18 protein-coding genes are annotated in these 19,185 nt (G+C 67.2%); 3 read left to right on the top strand and 15 right to left on the bottom strand.

Going from position 1 to position 19,185, the window contains the following annotated elements; translation table 11 throughout:
• Position 1: 1 nt before the first annotated feature.
• The 14 genes from argJ to ACFPUZ_RS07410 all read right to left on the bottom strand — a co-directional run bounded on the left by argJ (position 2) and on the right by ACFPUZ_RS07410 (position 12,831).
• Complete coding sequence (gene argJ, locus ACFPUZ_RS07475; protein ID WP_377001194.1) at positions 2-1,153, bottom strand: bifunctional glutamate N-acetyltransferase/amino-acid acetyltransferase ArgJ; 1,152 nt, start codon at positions 1,151-1,153, stop codon at positions 2-4.
• Between the two features lie 24 nt (positions 1,154-1,177).
• Positions 1,178-2,230: an N-acetyl-gamma-glutamyl-phosphate reductase gene (gene argC / locus ACFPUZ_RS07470; RefSeq protein ID WP_377001193.1), complete on the bottom strand. Its 1,053-nt coding sequence runs from the start codon at positions 2,228-2,230 to the stop codon at positions 1,178-1,180.
• Positions 2,231-2,858: 628 nt separating this feature from the next.
• Positions 2,859-3,332 (bottom strand): hypothetical protein, encoded by a 474-nt coding sequence (locus ACFPUZ_RS07465; RefSeq protein ID WP_377001191.1) that lies wholly within the window; start codon positions 3,330-3,332, stop codon positions 2,859-2,861.
• 28 nt (positions 3,333-3,360) lie between these two features.
• Positions 3,361-5,871, bottom strand: coding sequence for a phenylalanine--tRNA ligase subunit beta (gene pheT, locus ACFPUZ_RS07460; protein ID WP_377001189.1), 2,511 nt, complete (start codon positions 5,869-5,871; stop codon positions 3,361-3,363).
• A gap of 28 nt (positions 5,872-5,899) precedes the next feature.
• Positions 5,900-6,946, bottom strand: coding sequence for a phenylalanine--tRNA ligase subunit alpha (pheS, locus tag ACFPUZ_RS07455; protein ID WP_377001188.1), 1,047 nt, complete (start codon positions 6,944-6,946; stop codon positions 5,900-5,902).
• A gap of 56 nt (positions 6,947-7,002) precedes the next feature.
• Positions 7,003-7,821 (bottom strand): TrmH family RNA methyltransferase, encoded by an 819-nt coding sequence (locus ACFPUZ_RS07450; RefSeq protein ID WP_377001186.1) that lies wholly within the window; start codon positions 7,819-7,821, stop codon positions 7,003-7,005.
• Between the two features lie 32 nt (positions 7,822-7,853).
• Positions 7,854-8,213: a TM2 domain-containing protein gene (locus ACFPUZ_RS07445; protein WP_377001184.1), complete on the bottom strand. Its 360-nt coding sequence runs from the start codon at positions 8,211-8,213 to the stop codon at positions 7,854-7,856.
• Between the two features lie 81 nt (positions 8,214-8,294).
• Entirely contained in the window at positions 8,295-8,666 is a 372-nt protein-coding gene (locus ACFPUZ_RS07440; protein WP_377001182.1) for a TM2 domain-containing protein, read from the bottom strand.
• 103 nt (positions 8,667-8,769) lie between these two features.
• Entirely contained in the window at positions 8,770-9,693 is a 924-nt protein-coding gene (locus ACFPUZ_RS07435) for a type IV toxin-antitoxin system AbiEi family antitoxin domain-containing protein (RefSeq protein WP_377001180.1), read from the bottom strand.
• Positions 9,694-9,993: 300 nt separating this feature from the next.
• Positions 9,994-10,380, bottom strand: a complete 387-nt coding sequence (gene rplT / locus ACFPUZ_RS07430; RefSeq protein WP_377001179.1) for a 50S ribosomal protein L20 — start codon at positions 10,378-10,380, stop codon at positions 9,994-9,996.
• 51 nt (positions 10,381-10,431) lie between these two features.
• Positions 10,432-10,626, bottom strand: a complete 195-nt coding sequence (rpmI, locus tag ACFPUZ_RS07425) for a 50S ribosomal protein L35 (RefSeq protein WP_085549674.1) — start codon at positions 10,624-10,626, stop codon at positions 10,432-10,434.
• A gap of 37 nt (positions 10,627-10,663) precedes the next feature.
• Positions 10,664-11,230: a translation initiation factor IF-3 gene (gene infC, locus ACFPUZ_RS07420; RefSeq protein ID WP_377001177.1), complete on the bottom strand. Its 567-nt coding sequence runs from the start codon at positions 11,228-11,230 to the stop codon at positions 10,664-10,666.
• A 205-nt stretch (positions 11,231-11,435) separates the two neighbouring features.
• Positions 11,436-12,233, bottom strand: coding sequence for a serine hydrolase (locus ACFPUZ_RS07415; RefSeq protein ID WP_377001175.1), 798 nt, complete (start codon positions 12,231-12,233; stop codon positions 11,436-11,438).
• A gap of 25 nt (positions 12,234-12,258) precedes the next feature.
• The gene (locus ACFPUZ_RS07410; RefSeq protein ID WP_377001173.1) at positions 12,259-12,831 is read right to left on the bottom strand and encodes a hypothetical protein; all 573 of its coding nucleotides are present in this window, start codon (positions 12,829-12,831) and stop codon (positions 12,259-12,261) included.
• A gap of 53 nt (positions 12,832-12,884) precedes the next feature.
• Here ACFPUZ_RS07410 and ACFPUZ_RS07405 point away from each other — a divergent pair, with 53 nt between their 5' ends.
• Positions 12,885-14,708 (top strand): DUF2339 domain-containing protein, encoded by a 1,824-nt coding sequence (locus ACFPUZ_RS07405; protein ID WP_377001172.1) that lies wholly within the window; start codon positions 12,885-12,887, stop codon positions 14,706-14,708.
• Here ACFPUZ_RS07405 and uvrA read toward each other — a convergent pair.
• Entirely contained in the window at positions 14,684-17,533 is a 2,850-nt protein-coding gene (uvrA, locus tag ACFPUZ_RS07400) for an excinuclease ABC subunit UvrA (RefSeq protein ID WP_377001171.1), read from the bottom strand. The two genes, ACFPUZ_RS07405 and uvrA, sit on opposite strands and share 25 nt — an antisense overlap.
• A gap of 70 nt (positions 17,534-17,603) precedes the next feature.
• Between uvrA and ACFPUZ_RS07395 the strand changes: the two genes are divergently transcribed.
• Both ACFPUZ_RS07395 and ACFPUZ_RS07390 read left to right on the top strand, forming a co-directional pair.
• Entirely contained in the window at positions 17,604-18,206 is a 603-nt protein-coding gene (locus tag ACFPUZ_RS07395; protein ID WP_377001169.1) for an MBL fold metallo-hydrolase, read from the top strand.
• Between the two features lie 69 nt (positions 18,207-18,275).
• Complete coding sequence (locus ACFPUZ_RS07390) at positions 18,276-19,181, top strand: DoxX family protein (protein WP_377001219.1); 906 nt, start codon at positions 18,276-18,278, stop codon at positions 19,179-19,181.
• The last annotated feature ends 4 nt before the right edge of the window (positions 19,182-19,185 follow it).

Raw genomic sequence — 19,185 nt, 5'->3', positions numbered from 1 at the left:
CCTAGGAGGAGTAGGCGGAGTTGATGTGGACGTAATCGTGGGAGAGGTCCGTGGTGCGGACCGTCGCGCGGCCGGGGCCGTTCGTTCCGAGGTTGACCAGGACGTCAATGTCCGCACCCGACAGGTCGACCTCGCGGGCGTGAGGGGTGCCGGTGGTGTTCTCGCACACGGCCTGACCATTGAAGTAGACGGAAATGCGGTCGGGGTTCATGTCGGCGTCGGCCATGCCGACGGCGGCGAGGACGCGACCCCAGTTGGGGTCGGAGCCGAACATCGCACACTTGAAGAGGTTGTCGCGGGCCAGGGTGCGGGCGGCGTTGACGGCCTGCTCATCCGAGCCGGTGCCCTCCACCGTGACGGTGACGCGCTTGGTCACGCCCTCGGCGTCGGCCTGCATCTGCCGGGCGATGTCTTCACTCGCCTCGAGCACAGCGGCGTTGAGCTCCTCCTGGCTCGGCGTCACGCCGGAGGCACCGGAAGCGAGCAGGAAGACGGTGTCGTTGGTCGAGGTAGAGCCGTCGATGTCGAGGGTGTCGAACGTGACTTTGCTGGCTGCGCGCAGTGCCTCGTCGAGCATCGCCGGGGTGGCGGAGGCATCCGTGGTCAGGCACACGAGCATGGTCGCCAGCGAGGGACTCATCATGCCGACGCCCTTCCCCATGCCGCCCAGAGTCCAGCCGTTGCCCTTGACCAATGTCTCCTTGGGGACCAGGTCGGTGGTCATGATGGCGACCGCCGCTGCCCCGCCGTGGTCTCCCAGGCCCGGCACCAGCTTCTCGACGCCCGCGTGGATCTTGTCCATCGGCAGCGGCTCGCCGATGAGCCCCGTCGAGCACACGCCGACATCGCTGGCGCTGATGCCCAAGAGCTCCGCCACCTGATCGACAGAGGCCTGCGCGTCGGCGTCACCCTGGATGCCGTTGCAGGCGTTGGCGTTGCCGGCATTGAAGAGCACCGCACGGATCTGCCCGTCCTTGATGGCCTCGCGCGAGATCTTCACCGGGGAGGCGACGACACGGTTGCGGGTGAACACCGCGGCGGCGTGGAACTCTGGCCCGTTGTTGACCACAAGTGCCATGTCGGGGTTGCCGGAGGGCTTGATGCCTGCGGTGAGGGCGGCGGCAGTAAAACCTGCCGGGGTGGTGATGCTCATGAGGTGGCTTTCCGAGGTTGGGGGTTAGGGGGCGACGGCGGCCATGGGCAGGCCGGCAGTTTCGTCGAGGCCGAGGGCAAGGTTCATGCACTGGACGGCGGCGCCGCCGGTGCCCTTGGTGAGGTTGTCGATGGCGCCGGTCATGAGCAGCACGCCTGCGCGCTCATTGACCTCGACCTGCAGGTGGCACATGTTGGTACCCACGACGTTCTGCGTCTCCGGCTGTTGGCCCACGGGCAGGAGGTGGACGAAAGGCTCCTCGGCGTAGAACGCCCGGTAGGTCTCGTACACCGCCTCAGCGGAGACGCCCTCCTTGAGCGGGGCGGTGATGGTGGTGAGGATGCCGCGCGGCAGCGGCGCCAGGACCGGGGTGAAGGACACAGTGATCTCGTCGTCCGTGACCTCGGAGAGATTCTGGATGACCTCCGGCGTGTGACGGTGCTTGCCCGCCGTGTTGTAGGCGCGCAGGTTGCCCATGACCTCAGAACCCAAGAGGCCGACGGCCGCCTTCTTGCCCGCGCCCGAGACGCCCGTGATGGAGACGATGCTGAGGTCGGGGACGATGAGGCCACCGGCGACGGCAGGCAGGGCCGCGAGGGTCGCGCCCGTCGGGAAACACCCCGGAACCGCGATTCGCTTCGCTGCCTGCAGCTCCTCGCGGTGGCCCGGGAGCTCCGGGATGCCGTAGGGCCAGGTGCCGGCGTGCGCAGAGCCGTAATAGTGCTCCCACTCCCCCGCCTCCTTGAGGCGGAAGTCAGCGGCACAGTCAATGACCACGGTCTCCGGATTCGTGTCGGCCAGTGCCTGCCCGATGGGACCCGAATGGCCGTGCGGCAGAGCGAGGAACACGACGTCATGCCCCGCCAGGGTCTCCGAAGAGGTGTCCTCGATGATGCGGTCCGCCAGCTGCGGCAGGTGCGGCATGAGGCCCGCCACCTGCTGCCCTGCCGAAGAACCAGCGGTTAACGCACCGATCTCCAGGTCACCGGAGACGAAGGAAGGGTGACCGAGCAGGAGGCGGAGGATCTCCCCACCCGCGTAGCCCGTGGCACCAGCGACTGCAACCTTGAGTGTCATGCTGACCAGTGTAGCACTTTATGCAGCCGCATGAAAAGTATGCATTGGCGTGTCGCTGTGCACCTAGGCTGGACGAATACTGCAACCGACCACGGGAGGCGCCGTGCCACCACAACCCAGAAGAACCATCCGCTTCTTCGCTGACTGGGGAGCTGACTTCCCCCTGTGGGAGTCAGGTACGGACTCCTACCTGATGGCCCCGGAAGACTACGGCCTCCCCGCATCCCTGTCGGAACGACTTCGGGCCTGGGCTACCCACTGGACAAGCCACTGTCACTGGGACACCGGATGGGACGATCCCCACGCAGCGGAGTACTCACAGAAGGAAGGAGACGAGCTCCTGGACGCGCTCCGCACTCACGTCGCATCCTTCGCCGACGTCATCGACGCACGATGAGCCACGGTCGTTCGGCTCCAACGACCAGCTTCTCATCCTCTCCGGTCTGCCCGCGGTCTCCCTCATCGTCGACAGTTGGCTACTCGAGGTGAGTCAGTTGGGCACCACAATCCGGGTCCTGACTGCCAGCGGCACGCCGCTGGCGGTTCCGCCCGGCCCGGTGATCTTCATGGGACTGCTGATCGCCGGGGGTTCGGCGACGACCCGCAGCTACCTCGCCCGCCGCCGGGTTTAGCTGCTCAGCTGCGAGCTCATCGCCGCCGGGCTAGTCCCCACCGTGGTCGTTCCTGCGTAGGCCACGTAGTTCAGCGAGCCGGAGAGCACGTGCAGGCCACCCATGGGGTCGGCGAACACCGTGATGCCGTGGGCGTTGCCCACCTGGCCGGCACCGAGGGCCCGCTTGGGGCCGGTCAGCCCCTGGTTCCAGCAGCCGACGACACCGGGGCCGTTGCCGGCGACAATTACCGCCGGGATCTTCTCCTCCGGCGGGTTGCATTCCGGCATGGTCTTGCGGGCGCCATCGCTGACGCAGATGACGTGGGGGCCATCCTGCGTCATGACGACATCGCAACGCACGTTGCCGGCGGTGTTGGTGAACTGGACATCACCCTCCGAGGCAGAAGCACCGGAGGCCCCGCCGATGAGCACGGCGGCGGAAAGGACGGGGACAGAGAGAAGGGTCAGGGCACGACGTGGTGTGGTCATGCCCCGACCCTACTGAACTTTCCTGAACCTAAGCACGCATTTCGGCGCCGAACGTCGACTTCGCCAGCTCAGCGGCCGCGAGGCGACGCTCGTTGGCCTCCTCGTCGGTGAGGGTGCGGTCACCTGCGCGGAACAGCAGGGAGAAGGCGAGCGACTTCTTGCCCTCACCGAGCTGGGCGGAGCGGTAGACGTCGAAAAGCTCGACGTCCTCGAGGAGATCGCCGGCGCCCTCGGCCACGACACGGCGGACCTGCTCGGCCGGGACGGACTCGTCGACGACGAGCGCGATGTCCTGGTGCAGCGCCGGGTAGGAGGACAGCACCGGGGCGGGGAAGTTCTCGGTGAGCGGCAGCGCAGTGAGGTCCAGCTCCATGGCGCAGGTGCGGGCCGGGAGGCCGAGGGCCTCAAGGACCTGCGGGTGGAGCTCGCCGGCGTGGCCGATGACGCGGCCGTCGACAAGCAGGGCGGCGCAGCGGCCCGGGTGCCAGGGCAGCTGCTCGACGGACTCGAGCTCGAGCTCCACGTCGGCGGCGCGGGCCACGACGCGGGCGGACTCGATGGCATCGGCCCAGGTGTAGGCGCGGCCCTCGCCCCACGGACCTTCGTACTCGAGCTGCCCGGTGGCGACGGTGGCCACGTGCAGCGGCTGGTACGGCAGGGAATCGACAAGCTCGGTGAGCTCAGCGTCGCTCGGCTTCTGCGCCACCGAGGGCATCGGAGAGCGATCGGCGCCGGCGAAGGCGACCTGCTGGAGGCCGAAGAGGGCGACGTCGTTACGCCCGCGGGCGACATTGCGCACGACGGCGTCGAGCATCGTCGGCAGCAGCGTGGTGCCCAGGATCGCACGGTCGGCCTCGAGCGGGTTCTGCACGGTCACGGCATTGCGACGCTCGTCATCGGCTGCGAGCCCCCACACGTCGAAGGTGTCGTTGGCGATGAACGGGCTCGGCAGGATCTCGGCGTAGCCGTTGTAGGCCAGGGCATGGCCGACGGCGCGGCGACGGCGCTGCGCGGGGGTGAGCCCGCGACCACCGACCGGGGTCGGCAGGACCAGCGGGATGGCCTCCAGACCCTCGAGGCGCAGGACCTCCTCAACCAGGTCAGCGGGGATGCGCAGGTCACCGCGCCAAGTCGGCGGGGTGACCTCGAGCTTGCCGCCGCAGGAGGAGACGGCGACGGTGCAGCCGACCTCCTCGAGGCGCTGCACGACGGTCTCACGGGAGTACTCGACACCCGCCAGGTCGGAGGGGTGGTTGACCGGCATGGTGATGGTCGGCATGGCCGGGACCTCGCCGATGATGGTGCGCTCGGGCGCGACTGCACCACCGGCGATCTCCACGAGCAGGGCGCACGCCAGGTCGAGGGAGGCCTCGACGATGGCGGGATCGACGCCGCGCTCGAAGCGTCGAGAAGCTTCCGAGGAGAGCTTGTGACGGCGCGAGGTGCGCGCGACGGTGAGCGGATCCCAGGTGGCGGCCTCGAAGTAGACGTCGGTGGTCTCATCCGAGATCTCGGAGCGGGTGCCGCCCATGACGCCGGCCAGGGATTGGATGCCGGTGTCGTCGCAGATGACCACATCCGCCGCGTCGAGGGTGCGCTTCACGTGGTCGAGGGTCTCGAACTCCTCGCCGGCGGCGGCGTTGCGCACCACGAGGCCACCCGTGATCTGCGCGGCGTCGAAGGCGTGCATCGGCTGGCCGAGCAGCAGCATGACGTAGTTGGTCACGTCGGTGGCGGCGTTGACCGGGCGCTGGCCGGAGAGCATGAGCTCGCGCTGCAGCCAGAACGGGGACTCGGCGGCCGGATCGATGCCGGTAACCTTGCGCAGGCCGAAGCGAATGGTCTTCGTCTCCGGGCGGATGTCGATGGGCAGCAGCTCACCGGCGGCGGCGGGCACGCCGGACAGATCGAAGCCACCGACGGCAGGCTCGAGCGCCACATCGGTGAAGGTCAGATCGAAGGCCGAAGCCAGCTCGCGGCTGAGACCACGGGCGGACAGCGCGTAGCCGCGGTCCGGGGTGACGTTGACGTCGAAGACGGTGTCGCCCAGGCCGAGGGCCTCGCGGGCATCCTCGCCCGGCTGTCCGTAAGAGGGATCAAACGTCTGGATGCCGGCGGACTTGTCGGTGAAACCCAGCTCCGCGGCCGAGCAGATCATGCCGTTGGAGATGTGGTCGTAGGTCTTGCGGGCGGCGATGGCGAAGTTGCCCGGCAGGACCGCACCCGGGAGGGCCACGACAACCGTGTCGCCCTCGACGAAGTTGGTCGCGCCACAGACGATGCCCTGCAGCTCACCGGTGCCGTTTGCGTCACCGACGTCGACCTGGCAGTAACGGATCGGCTTCTTGAACTCGGTGAGCTCCTTGATCTCCTTGACCACGCCGAACACCAGCGGACCGGTGGTCTCCGGGATCGGCTCGTAGCCTTCGGTCTCGAAACCGACGCGGACGTAGCCGGCATCCAGCTCCTCAGCGGTGACGCCGAAAGTGGGGTTGGCGTGACGCAGCAGTCCGGTGACCCAGTTCTGTGCAAGCAGCATTGTGTTGGAGTTCCTCTCTGAACCGGGGTTACTTCTGAATACCGAAAGGCAGGGTGAAACGGACGTCACCCTCGACCATGTCACGCATGTCGGACAGACCGTTGCGGAACTGCAGGGTGCGCTCCAGGCCCATGCCGAACGCGAAACCGGTGTAGACCTCCGGATCCACGCCCACGGCACGCAGGACATTGGGGTGAACCATGCCGCAGCCGCCCCACTCGATCCAGCCCGCGCCACCCTTCTTGTTGGGGAACCACACGTCGACCTCCGCCGAGGGCTCCGTGAAGGGGAAGAAGTTCGAGCGCATCCGGGTCTTGGTCTCCGGGCCGAACAGCGTCTTGGCCAGGTGGTCCAGGGTGCCGCGCAGGTGCGCCATGGTCAGACCCTTGTCCACGGCCAGCCCCTCCACCTGGTGAAACACCGGGGTGTGCGTGGCGTCGAGCTCATCGGTGCGGAACACGCGGCCCGGGCAGGCGATGTAGAGCGGCACGTCGCGGTCGAACATGGACCGCACCTGCACCGGGGAGGTGTGGGTGCGCAGGACCTGCAGGGAGCCTTCCTCGCCGACGTGGAACGTGTCCTGCAGGGTGCGGGCCGGGTGGTCCGGGAGGAAGTTGAGGGAATCGAAGTTGAAGTACTCGGCCTCCACCTCGGGGCCGTCCTCGATCTCCCAGCCCATGCCGAGGAAGATGTCGGAAATGGTCTCCATGAGCGAGGTGATCGGGTGCAGGGCGCCGACCTGCTCACGGGTGGTCGGCACCGTGACGTCGACCTTCTCCGCCTTCAGCTGCTCCGCGCGCTGTCGGACCTCCAGGTCCGCGAGCACCTCGTTGTAGTGCTTCTCGACGCGCCCACGCGCCATGTTCACCAGGCGGCCGGCGTCCTTACGCTGCTCCTTCGGCAGGGTGCCGAGCGCGCGGCGGGCCTGCGGGATCGGGGCCTCATCGCCGAGATGGTCGCGACGAGCGACGCTCAGCTGCTCGAGGGTCGTCGCCGCATCGAAAGCGGCGAGAGCCCGGTCCGCGGCGGCGCCAAGCCCCGCCTCGGTCAGTTCAATTTCCGGAGTGTCAGACACGTGCCTTTACCTTTTCACCTGGGCGCAAATTTCAGACCTGTACAGCATACCCGCGCTTATCGACGCCCACGCGCCTGGGCCTTCGCCGACTCATAGAGGCAGATCGACGCGGCCGTCGCCAAGTTCAACGACTCCGCGCGCCCCCGGATCGGAATACGCACCCGGTGGTCCGCCAGCCCCAGCAGCTCCTCCCCCAGCCCGTGGGCCTCGTTGCCGAACAACCAGGCGGTGGGCGCGGAGAGGAGCTCCGCGGCGTCGTCCAGCTCGACCTCCCCGTCGGCGGCCGTGGCCAGGATCTGCAGATCCGCCGCGCGCAGCTGCCCGAGCACGTCCTTGACGTTGGTGTTGCGCGCCACCGGCAGGTGGAACAGGGACCCCGCCGAGGCCCGCGCCGCCTTACTCGACTGCGGATCCGTCGTCTCCCCCGCGAAAACGACGGCGTCGGCGCCCATCGCGTCAGCGACCCTGATGAGCGTGCCGGCATTCCCCGGCTCAGAAGTCTCCACCGGCACCGACACCAGCTGCGGGCGCCCCCGGAGCGCCTTGCCCACCGTCCACAGCACCGGCTCACACACGGCGAACAGCCCGGTGGTGCTCACGGTGTCCGACAACGACCGCGCCGCCTTGTCATCGATAGCGTGCACGTAGACCCCCATATGCCCGCAGGTGATGAGGATCTCCTCAAAACGACGCGCCGCCTGCTCCGTCACAAAGACGTCGCGGGCGGCGCCGGTCGCCACCGCCGCCTCCACCGCGTTCTCCCCCTCCACGATGAACAGATTCGCCTTCTTCCGGCCCGCAGCCCGCTGCAACTTCGCAGCATTGACAATCCGGGGCGTGCGCTCAGTGAAAGGATCCGTGAAGTCGAGGTTCATGCGCTTCAGGCTAGCAGTGCACCCTGACACAACTAGGACAGCGGGACACCGTTCGCATCCGTGGCCATGCCGCCGGAGCGCAGCAGGATCAAGATGAAGTCAATGAGCACCCACACCCAGACAATCGCCAGGAAGATGAACCCGATGAGCAGCACCGTGGTGGCCCAGCCGAAGATCGTGAGCACCAGCTGCACCACACCACGGTTGGTGTAGCCGAGGTAGAAGTTGTGCACGCCCAGAGACCCGAGGAAGAACGCCAGCAGGATCGCCACGACCCACGACTTCGCCGGCGCCTGCGGCTGCATCATGCCGTACTGCGGCTGTGCGTACATCGGCTGCGCGATCGGCATACCGTTCTGGTCGTACTGCTGCTGGTTGAAAGGGTTCGTCATGGTTGAGGTCCTTGCGGGAGAAAGGGGTCGGTGGCCGGCTGGGATCCTAACACTCCCCCGGCCCCCGCGGCCCCGCCCAACCTACGACAGGGGTACTCCGCGACCATCGCGCTGGAAAGGACCCGACTTCGTCAGCAGCATGATGAAGTCGATCAGCTCCCAGATGAGCAGCGCCCCCAGGATGACCAGACCGACCCCCATCCACCAGGTCAGCAGAACAACAAACGACAGCACCAGCATGATCACACCGCGGTTGGTGTGCCCGAGGTAGAAGTTGTGCACACCGAAGATGCCGAAGAAGAAGCACAGCAGCGCGGCCAGCAAGGCGGACTTCTGCTGGATGGGGCCCGCGTACTGAGGCTGGACCGGGGCCGGGTACTGCGGCTGAGCCGGGGCGGTGTACTGCGGCTGGACGTTGAGGGGAAGACCGTTCTGGTCGTAGAACTCGGACATCTTGTTCTCCTGAGTGAGGGGGTTGATCAGTGACTGATGTCAGCCTAAAACTGCAGGTCTCCCAGCTTCCAGCTGATGGGGAGCCCTCCCCGCCCGCTTGCGTCTAAGTCACATTCCGCAGATGATCGTGAACCTCCCACGCGCCCACCTCCACCCGCCCTGCCACCGCCTGCCCGGGGCCGGTCGCCGCGCGATGCTCCAGCAGATGCTCGATTTCCTCGATCGCCTTCCGCTTCGCGACGGGATCCCGCAAGCACGCATCCGTAAACCGCAGATGTCCCCACCCCATCATCTCCGCATGGTTCGCCTTCCACCTGTCGATGATGAAGGTCCGCGAGTTCTCCTTGCCGTGAAACAGCAGGCTGTCGAGGTCGATCACCGTCGTACTCTTCTCGACGCCCACGTCCCACGTATACGGCCCCAGCCGGAAGTTCGGGATGCTCTCGATCCCCCGCGCCCGCAACTCCAGGTGAAAGAAGCGCTCCATTTGGCTCGACGCCCCCACCACGCACTTCCCCAGCAACGGCGCGAGGGCATCCTGCAGGTCCTGCGTCAGCTGCGCGTGGTCCCGCTCGAAGCGCTCGCGCCCGTCGAAACCGCTGTACAGCTGCTCCAGGAACTTCAACCGCCCCACCCGGTGCAGCATCGAATCCTCCGCGATCGCCTCGGTCGGCGTCACCACCGGCAACCCCTGGAACTCTGCGCCATTGATGGTGCGGGGTCGGCCCACGCTCACCCGTTCCGTGCCCGGACGACGCTGGCCCTTGGGCACCAGTCCCAGGACCGGCTGCATCACGGTGTCCCGGTGACCGTAGATCGACACCGCCGTGTGCCCGCGGAACACCAGCTCCGGGTAGCGGTGATGCAGCGCTCTGAGCAGGGCCCACCCACCCGGCTCCTCCCGCATGTAGATGCCGTGCGCCAGGCGGTGCAACGTCCCCGCCTTCAGCGCCCGCTTGATCTGGTATTCCGACACCCCCTGGTCCTTCAGTTCCTCTGTCGTCCAGTACTCCCCGTTTAGGTCCATGAGCTATTGGACTCGGGAAACTGGGGAAAGGTTCCCCGGTGTCGATTTCGTCACCCACCCCCGGCGGATTACGCACGGAAGCCCGGACTTAAGGTGCTGGATCCGACCGCCCGCGTCTAACGAAATCGTCAACCGTCGGACCCATGACGATTTCGTCACCCACCCCCGGCACCCTACGACCAACACCCCGGACCTAAGACACTGGATCTGACCGCCCGCGTCTGACGAAATCGTCAACGACCCCACCCCGGAATCACGAACGTCCCGCCGGGCGAACCAGCGGGACGTCGATAAGCAGCTTTAGGCAGCGGCGACCGGGGCGTTGACGTCCTCCGGCAGAGCAGCCTTGGCGGCCTCGCAGAGAGCGGAGAAGGCAGCGAAGTCGCTGACGGCCAGCTCGGCGAGGATCTTGCGGTCGACATCGATCTCAGCCAGGCGCAGGCCGTGGATGAGGCGGTTGTAGGTGATGTCGTTCATGCGGGCAGCGGCGTTGATGCGCTGGATCCACAGCTTGCGGAACTCGCCCTTGCGCGCGCGACGGTCGCGGTAGGCGTAGGTCATGGAGTGCAGCCACTGCTCCTTGGCCTTGCGGTAGAGGCGGGAGCGCTGGCCGCGGTAGCCCTTGGCGGACTTGAGGATTGCGCGACGCTTCTTCTTGGCGTTGACGGACCGCTTGACACGTGCCACGGTGATACTTCCTTAAACGATTGAGATGTGGGGGTGGAAAGGCGGCTTGTCTTAAGCCTTGCCGAGGAGGCGCTTCATGCGCTTGGTGTCAGCCGGGGCCACGTCGACGGTGCCCTTGAGGCGACGGGTGCGGGTGGACGGCTTGCCCTCGAGGAGGTGGCGGCGGTTGGCCTGCTCGCGGCGCAGCTTGCCGGAGCCGGTGATCTTCACACGCTTGGCGGTGCCCTTGTGGGTCTTCTGCTTCATGAGAGTTAAGTCCTTAAATCCCGGTTGAAAACGGTGTCTACTTCTTGCCCTTGCGGAGGGGTCCGATCACCATGGTCATGTTGCGGCCGTCCTGCTTGGCGCGCGTCTCGACGATGCCGTAATCCTTGACATCCTCAGACAGGCGCTCGAGGAGCCGGTAGCCGAGCTCCGGACGCGACTGCTCACGACCGCGGAACATGATGGTCACCTTGACCTTGGATCCCTTCTCCAGGAAGCGGATCACGTTGCCCTTTTTCGTCTCGTAATCGTGGTCATCGATCTTGGGACGGAACTTCTGCTCCTTGACCACAGTCTGCTGCTGGTTCTTGCGGGACTCGCGGGCCTTCTGGGCCTGCTCGTACTTGAACTTTCCGTAGTCCATGATCTTCGCGACCGGCGGCTTGGCGTTCGGGGCCACCTCGACCAGGTCGAGATCTGCCTCGTATGCGAGCTTGCGGGCATCATCCGTGCGGACGATTCCGACCTGCTCACCACCCGGGCCGACCAGGCGGACCTCGGGAACTCGGATACGCTCATTAATGCGAGCTTCAGCGCTGATGTGTAACTCCTCAAGTAGCGGGTTTCGTGAAACATACCGTGCCACCTGCGAGGATCTTCCCCACGAGAAAAACCCGCCTGCCGGATGTATCCGGCGGCGGGAGATCTCAGATAAGGCCGCATAACGGCCCTACGCTTGACCTGTATCCAACCGACTGACGTCGGCGGCATGAGGTGGGATGATCTCCGCTTGTGGCCCGAACCCCTGGAGAAGGTGCACGGGTGGTAGTGCGGACAACCTTAGCGTGTCATCAGCGCGCGGTGCAAATCGCGGCTGACCCCAGGGCGTGGGTGTCGATGAGATCGGCAATGCCCAGGCTCAGGGCGTCGAGGATATCGACGCCCGTGTCATGGTCACCGTCATCGGGGTACGACATGATCGCAACCCCCACATATCCGCCCTTCACCGGCACCGTGCCGATCTGCCGCACCGCGTAGAGCATCGGTCCGTCGAGCCCCCAGCCGCCCTTGAAATGCGCGCCCTTGATGTTCGCCAGGCCGTACTGCTGCCAGTCCACGATGTCGGCCATCGCGGCGTAGGTGGTGCCGGCGGTGTCCACGCACGGGAGCTGAGCGGCAAACTGCGCCTGCTCCTTCAGTGTCCAGAAGGTCTCGCCGGGCAGTTCCGCCAGCTCCGGGGCGTGGTCCAGGTCGGCGAGGTCGTGGTCGATCGCCTGGGAGAGGTAGTAGGCGGCCTCGTTGTCGGAAGAGCTGATCGCCGCCTCGATGAGGTCATCGGTGGCCACCCCTTCCCGGTCCGCCACCACCGCCACCGGCACCTTGATGGTCGACCAGGCGTAGGAATTGCCGCTCAGGCCCACATGGATCACGTCCTCGCCGGTGGCCACCGCGATGCCGACCCGTCCGCCGTGATCGGCGCCCACCTCCGCGGCGAGTGCGAACAGTTCCTCGCGCATGGCGGCGGCGTTGAGCATGTCCTCCGCAGCGGCTTCCTGGTGCAGATCCTCCGCCGCGCCGTCGCGGACGCATCCGGCCAGCAGGCCGACGAACACCGGGAGCACCAGCGCCCCGGACAACCACTTCTTCACGGCTGGGAACTATACCCCGGTCGGGTCAGTCCCGTATTTCGCGGGCCTCCAGGACGACGACGGCATTGTCCCCGCCGCGGCACGTGAAGGAACTGTCCCCCTCCGGCACGCACGTCATGCGGTAGTTCTGGCCCGTGACGGGGCTGTGCACCGTCAGTTCGTGCGCAGTCGTCGAGCCTGCGTGCGGGCGCATCGCGACGGCGACGTTTTCCGCGAAGCCACAGCTCGTCTGGTCCGTGGCGCGGAAGATGCGCCAGGTGACGTTCGCCGCGCACTGCACCGCGTAGTCAGGGGCGCGGAATGTGGGCGGCTCGGTCGTCGAGGTGGTTGGGGTGGTCTGGGTCGTTGACGTCACCGTGGTCGTGGGCGGCGGCGTGGACGGTGTAGGCGTCACCGTCACCACCGTCGTCTGCGGGGGTGGGGGCGGCGTCACGGGAGCCTCGTCCGCGCGCAGGAAGGTGTGGTAGATCCACACGCCGAGCACCACGGTTCCCAACAGCAGCAGGGCCAGCAGGACGAGGGCCAGGCCGGAGCGTTCCCGCGGGCGGCGGTACTCCTGTGCCGGGAAGACCGAGGTCTCCGGGTCCTGGCGATTCATGAACTTCATTGTAGAAGGTCGCCGGGAGCCTCATGCAGGCATAGGGTGATCGTATGACCGCCGATCCCCGCGACGCCATGGAGCTGCGACTCACCCTCCGCCGCATCGAGGCCGCCGAGGCCGCGCTTGCCGACGCCCGCCGTTCCCTCTCCCGCCTCCTCGAGGACACAACGCCGGCGCCGGCCCCCGTGCCAGCCCCGGTTCCCGCGCCTGCCCCCGCCCCCGTCCCCGCCCAGGTCTACGAACGCTTCCGACCCCGCTACCCGGAGAAACCCGCCCGCCCCCCGAAGCCCCCGGTGCCGACCGAGACGAAGGTCATCCGGGCGGTGGCGGTCGTCGGTTCGCTCATCACGGTCGCGGGCGTGGGCCTGGCGGTGGCGCTGGCCATCCAGGCTGGACTGCTCGGCCCGCTGGGTCGCGTGCTCCTTTCTGCTCTGCTGGCGGCGGCGCTGCTCGGCGCGGGCCTGTGGCTGGATGCTTATCGACGTCGCGTCACCGACCGCGACACCGCCGGCATGGAGGCCGGGGTGACGGCGCTCATCGTCACGGCGTGGCTGGTGTCGACAGTCATCCTGTGGGCCCTGGTGACCCAACTCGGCTGGTGGCCGGCCTGGCTGGCGGTGGTCGTGCTGCTGGCCGTGTGGCTGGCGCTGTTGGCGCTCACGGAGGCCCGCACGATCCGCTGGGTGGCGTTCTTCATGGGGCTCTCGCTCATCGCCGTCGTCCCCAGCTTCTACAGTGCGGACATTCCCGCGAGCTGGTTGACGATGCTCCTGCCCGTCTCCCTCCTCGGGGTGACGCGCGTCAAGCAGCAGCGCGAGGTGCGGATCATCGCCGGACTCATGGCGCTGCTCATCCAGTTCTGGGTGACCACCACCGTCCTCGACTACTTCTTCGCCGCCCCGCAAACGTCCGCCCTGGTCGCCTCGCTGGTGGGCATGGGCACGGCCCTCGCCTTCGCCGCCGTCTCGCTACGCTTCCCGCTGGAGGACGATCGCGCCGAGGTCTTCACCACCTTCGCCGTCCCCCTGGGTCTGCTCGTGCTGGCGGCCTTCACCTCCGCGGACACGTGGGCGATCTGGTTGCTCGTGCCCGCCACCGTCGCGCTGGCGGTCCTCGGATACCGCCACGATCACCTGCTCGGAGTGGTCGGGGTGTGCGCCACCGCGGTCGCCTTCGTCCTCGTGTGGTGGTTGACTCCCCCGTTCGGCGCGGGCGTGCTTATCGACGCCACCATCGTCGTCGCCCTCTTCTTCGTCGCCGCGATCATCGCCGTCATCTGGCTCGACTCCCAGGGTGAGACCCGCGTGGCGCCCTGGGCCTTCTGGCTGGGTGCCGCCCTCACGGTGACGTTCATGCTGTCCCGCAACGTGCTCAACAAGTCCCCCCTCTGGCTCACCGACCACATCGCGCTGGTCCAGGCGGGACTCATCGCGGTGTTCCTCGGTGTCGTCCTGGCCCACCGGAAGGTCCTCGGGGGGCTGCCCGTGGCGGCCCAGGTTCTCTTCGCCGTCGCAGGGCTGCACTTGTCCATGGTCACGGTCGTCACCGCCGCCACGTGGCTGGGCAACCTCATCGGCGGCACCAACGGCATGTGGCTGGGCTACCTCATCGGCCACGCCCTGGTGAGCGTGCTGTGGATGGCGCTGGCCGCCTGGATTCTCCTGGTCGCCCCGGGGCTGTCCGACCGGGCCTCCCTGGGCGCCGGCATGGTGCTCGCGGTGGCGGGTGTGGTGAAGCTGGTGTTCTTCGACCTCGGCACCCTGGAGGGCCTGCCGCGGGCCCTGGCCTTCCTCGTCTCCGGTATCGCGCTGCTGGCGATGGCCTCACTGCGCACGCGACGGCGCAGCGATCAGAGCACCTCGGCGAGGAACTGACCGGTGTAGGACCCGGTCACCTTCGCCACCTCCTCCGGGGTACCTTCGGCGACCACCTGGCCGCCGCCGGAGCCGCCCTCCGGACCCATGTCGATGATCCAGTCGGCAGCCTTGATCACGTCGAGGTTGTGCTCGATGATGATGACCGAGTTGCCCTTGTCCACCAGCCCCTGGATGACGAGCATGAGCTTGCGCACGTCCTCGAAGTGCAGGCCGGTGGTCGGTTCGTCGAGAATGTACACCGTGCGCCCCTGCGAGCGCTTCTGCAGCTCGGAAGCCAGCTTCACGCGCTGGGCCTCGCCGCCGGACAGGGTGGTCGCGGCCTGCCCGAGGCGGACGTAACCGAGGCCGACGTCGACGAGCGTCTGCAGGTAACGGTGGATCGAGCTGATGGGCTCGAAGAACTCCGCGGCCTCGGAGATCGGCATGTGCAGGACCTCGGCGATGGTCTTGCCCTTGTAACGGACCTCCAGGGTCTCGCGGTTGTAGCGCGCGCCGTCACACACCTCGCAGGGCACGTAGACATCCGGCAGGAAGTTCATCTCGATCTTCAGGGTCCCGTCACCCTGGCAGGCCTCGCAGCGCCCGCCCTTGATGTTGAAGGAGAAGCGTCCGGCCTTGTAGCCGCGTACCTTCGCCTCGGTGGTCTCCGCGAAAAGCTTGCGGATCTTGTCGAAGACACCCGTGTACGTCGCCGGGTTGGACCGCGGGGTGCGGCCGATGGGCGACTGATCCACCTGCACGAGCTTGTCCAGGTGAGCGGTGCCCTCCACCCGCTTGGCGCGACCCGGCACCTGACGCGCCTTGTTCAGCTCGTTGGCCAGGGTCTTCGCCAGGATCTGGTTGATGAGCGTCGACTTGCCCGACCCGGAGACGCCGGTGACGCAGCACAGGACGCCGAGCGGGATGGACACGTCGATGCCCTGCAGGTTGTTCTCGCGGGCGCCGACGACGGTGAGCTGGCGGTCGGGGTCGACGGGGCGTCGAGAAGCAGGGACGCCGAGCACGCGCCGACCTGACAGGTAGTCGCCGGTGATGGAGCCCGCGGCGTCGTAAATGCCGGCAGGCTCGCCCTGGTAGACGATCTCGCCGCCGTACTCACCCGCCTGCGGACCGATGTCGACGAGCCAGTCGGCCTCCCGGATGGTGTCCTCGTCGTGCTCGACGACGATGAGGGTGTTGCCGATGTCGCGCAGGCGCTTGAGGGTAGCGATGAGCCGCTGATTGTCCCGCTGGTGCAGGCCGATGGAGGGCTCGTCGAGGACGTAGAGCACACCCGCCAGACCCGAGCCGATCTGCGTGGCCAGGCGGATACGCTGCGCCTCGCCGCCCGAGAGGGTGCCGGCGGCGCGGTTGAGGGTGAGGTAGGACAATCCGACGTCGAGAAGGAACTGCAGGCGGGCCTGCACTTCCTTGAGCACGGCCCCGGCGATCATCTCCTCCTTGCGCCCCAGCACGAGGGTGTCCAGGAAGTGTCGGGCGTCGGCGATGGAGAGCTCCGTCAGCCCGGCGATGGACAGCGCGCCCTGCTCCTGCGATTCGAGCCTCACGGAGAGAATCTCCGGCTTGAGACGGGCGCCACCACACGTCGGGCAGGCCACCTCCCGGGTGTAGGCGAGGAAACGGTCCTTGGACCATTCGCTCTCCACCTGGTCGATCTTGCGGTGCAGGTAGGCCATGACGCCCTCGAAGGGCGCGGTCCAGTTACGGATCCGCCCGTAGCGGTTCTTGTAGCGCACCGACACCTCGGTGCTGGAACCGTGGACGAGCGCCTTACGCTGCGTGGCGGTCAGTTCGCTGTAGGGCGTCTCCGGATCGAAGTCGAGGGCGGCGGCCAGGCCTTCCACGAGCTTCTCGAAGTACCCGGCGTTGGGGCTGGCGGTCCACGGCTGGACGGCGCGGATGACCGGTGCGTCCGGGTCCGGGATGATGAGGTCGATGTCCACCTCGGTGCGCGTACCCAGACCGTCACAGGCGGGGCAGGCGCCATAAGGCGAGTTGAAGGAGAAGGCGCGGGGCTCGAACTCGTCGATGTCGAGGGCGTGTCCGTTGGGGCAGGCCAGCTTCTCCGAGAAGAGGACATAGCGCTCCGGATCATCCTCCGCGCGGCTGACGAACTCGAGGGCCACGAGGCCGTCGGCCAGCCCCAGGGCCGTCTCCACCGAATCGGTGAGGCGCTGCTTCTGGGAGGCCTTGACCTGGAGGCGGTCCACCACGACGTCGATATCGTGTTTGATCTGCTTCTTCAGCGTCGGCGGCTCCGAAAGCTGGTACACCTCCCCGTCGACGCGCACGCGCGAAAAACCCTGGGACGCGAGGTCCTTGAACAGCTCGACGAACTCACCCTTCCGGGTCCGCACCACCGGGGCCAGAACCTGGAACTTCAGGCCCTCCTCCAGCGCGAGGACCTGGTCGACGATCTGCTGCGGGGTCTGGCGGGTGATCTTCTCGTCGCACACCGGGCAGTGCGCGGTGCCGGCGCGGGAGAAGAGCAGACGCAGATAGTCGTAGATCTCCGTGATCGTGCCCACCGTCGACCGCGGGTTACGGTTGGTCGACTTCTGGTCGATGGACACCGCCGGCGAGAGACCGTCAATGAAGTCGACGTCCGGCTTGTCCATCTGCCCGAGGAACATGCGCGCATAGGAACTCAGCGACTCGACATAACGACGCTGCCCCTCCGCGAAGATCGTGTCGAAGGCGAGTGAGGACTTGCCCGAGCCGGACAGTCCGGTGAACACCACCATGGTGTCGCGGGGCAGGTCGATGTCGACGCCCTTGAGGTTGTGCTCGCGCGCTCCGCGCACGATGAGGCGGTCAGCCAATGGGTTCCTCCCGTTTCACTATGCCCTCGAACATACTACCGATGAAGCGGACAGGGCTACCCTGGGTGACATGACCGACAACCTCACCCTCCATCAGATCTCTGTCTCAGAGATGGACAACAACTGCTACCTCCTCGTTTCCGGCGACGAGGCCCTGCTCATCGACGCCGCCGACGACGCCCCGGTGCTCCTGAACCTCGCCCAGGAGGCCGGCGCGCGCATCACCGCCGTCCTCACCACCCACCGCCACCCGGATCACCACCGGGCGCTCGTCGAGGTGCTGGATAAGACCGGCGCCACCCACTACTCCTCCTTCCTCGACTCCCCTGCCCTGCCCGCGGAGGTCGACGTCGAGCTCAACAACGGCGACACCCTCCCCTTCGCCGGGCACGATTTCCCCGTGGCCATCCTCCGCGGCCACACCCCCGGCGGCGTGGCCCTCACCGCCGAGATCGACGGCGAGACCCACCTCTTCGTCGGCGACAGTCTCTTCCCCGGCGGGCTGGGCAAGACGACCTCGGAGAGCGACTTCGTCCGCCTGTTCAAGGACGTCACCGAGCGGATCTTCGACAAGTACGACGACGCCACCCACGTGCACCCTGGCCACGGCGAAGGCACCACACTCGGCGCCGAGCGCCCCCACCTGGACGACTGGTGGGAGCGCCGCTGGTGAGAATTCCTCGCTACAGTGGAACAGGTACAAACCGTCGCATGGAACACGCATAAGTCAAGGAGAACAATGATGCTTCGCAAGATCGCCCGTCCCATGATCGCCTCCGTCTACATCGCCGACGGCGCCGACAGCCTGCTCAACACCTCCGAGCACACGGAGGCTGCTGAGACCCTCATCAAGCGCGCCCGTGCGATCCTGCCCCGCGAGTACGCCCGCCGCGTCCCGCGTGACCCCGAGCTGGTCGTCCGCGCGGTCGGAGGCACCAAGGTCGCCGCCGGTGGCGCCCTGGCCGTCGGCTTCCTGCCCCGCGTCTCGGCCACCGTGCTCGCCGCCACGGCCATCCCCACGATGATCTCCCGCCACGCCTTCTGGGAGACCCAGGACAAGTCCGAGCGCAGCGCCCGCCGTTCCGGCTTCCTCACCAACCTGGCGCTCCTCGGCGGCCTCTTCATCACCTCCGCCGACACCGCCGGCAAGCCCGGTCTGAAGTGGCGCGCCAACAAGGCCGCGGAGGTGACCACCAAGAAGGTCCAGGCCGCGCTTCCGACCAAGACCGAGACCGAGAAGTTCGGCGACTCCGCCCGCGACTGGTTCGAGGAGGCCTCCGACAAGGTGAGCGAGTACGCCCACCGCGCGCAGGACTACTACGCGGACAACAAGGACGACTGGAAGGACACCGCCACCGCGACGGCTGCCGCAGCCACCGCGACTGCCGCCGGCGCCGCCCACAAGGTGAGCGACTACTTCCAGGACAACAAGGACGACTGGCTGACCGCCGCCCAGGACAACGCCGCCACCGCCCGCAAGGGCTTCGTCCAGGCCGCCACGAAGGCCCAGGAGCGCGCCGATCAGGCCCTCGTCGCCGCCGAGAAGAAGTCCGGCCGCGCCGCCAAGCAGGCCCGCAAGAACGCCGGCAAGCTGCAGTCCCGTGCCGACAAGGCCATCGGCAAGGCGCAGAAGAAGCTCGGCGCCTAAGAGT

The sequence above is a fragment of the Corynebacterium nasicanis genome, assembly GCF_042658165.1.
In the GTDB taxonomy this organism is placed as follows: Bacteria; Actinomycetota; Actinomycetes; order Mycobacteriales; family Mycobacteriaceae; genus Corynebacterium; species Corynebacterium nasicanis.
The sequence above is the reverse complement of the archived record's forward strand: the minus strand, read 5'-3'. Positions and strand labels throughout refer to the sequence as shown.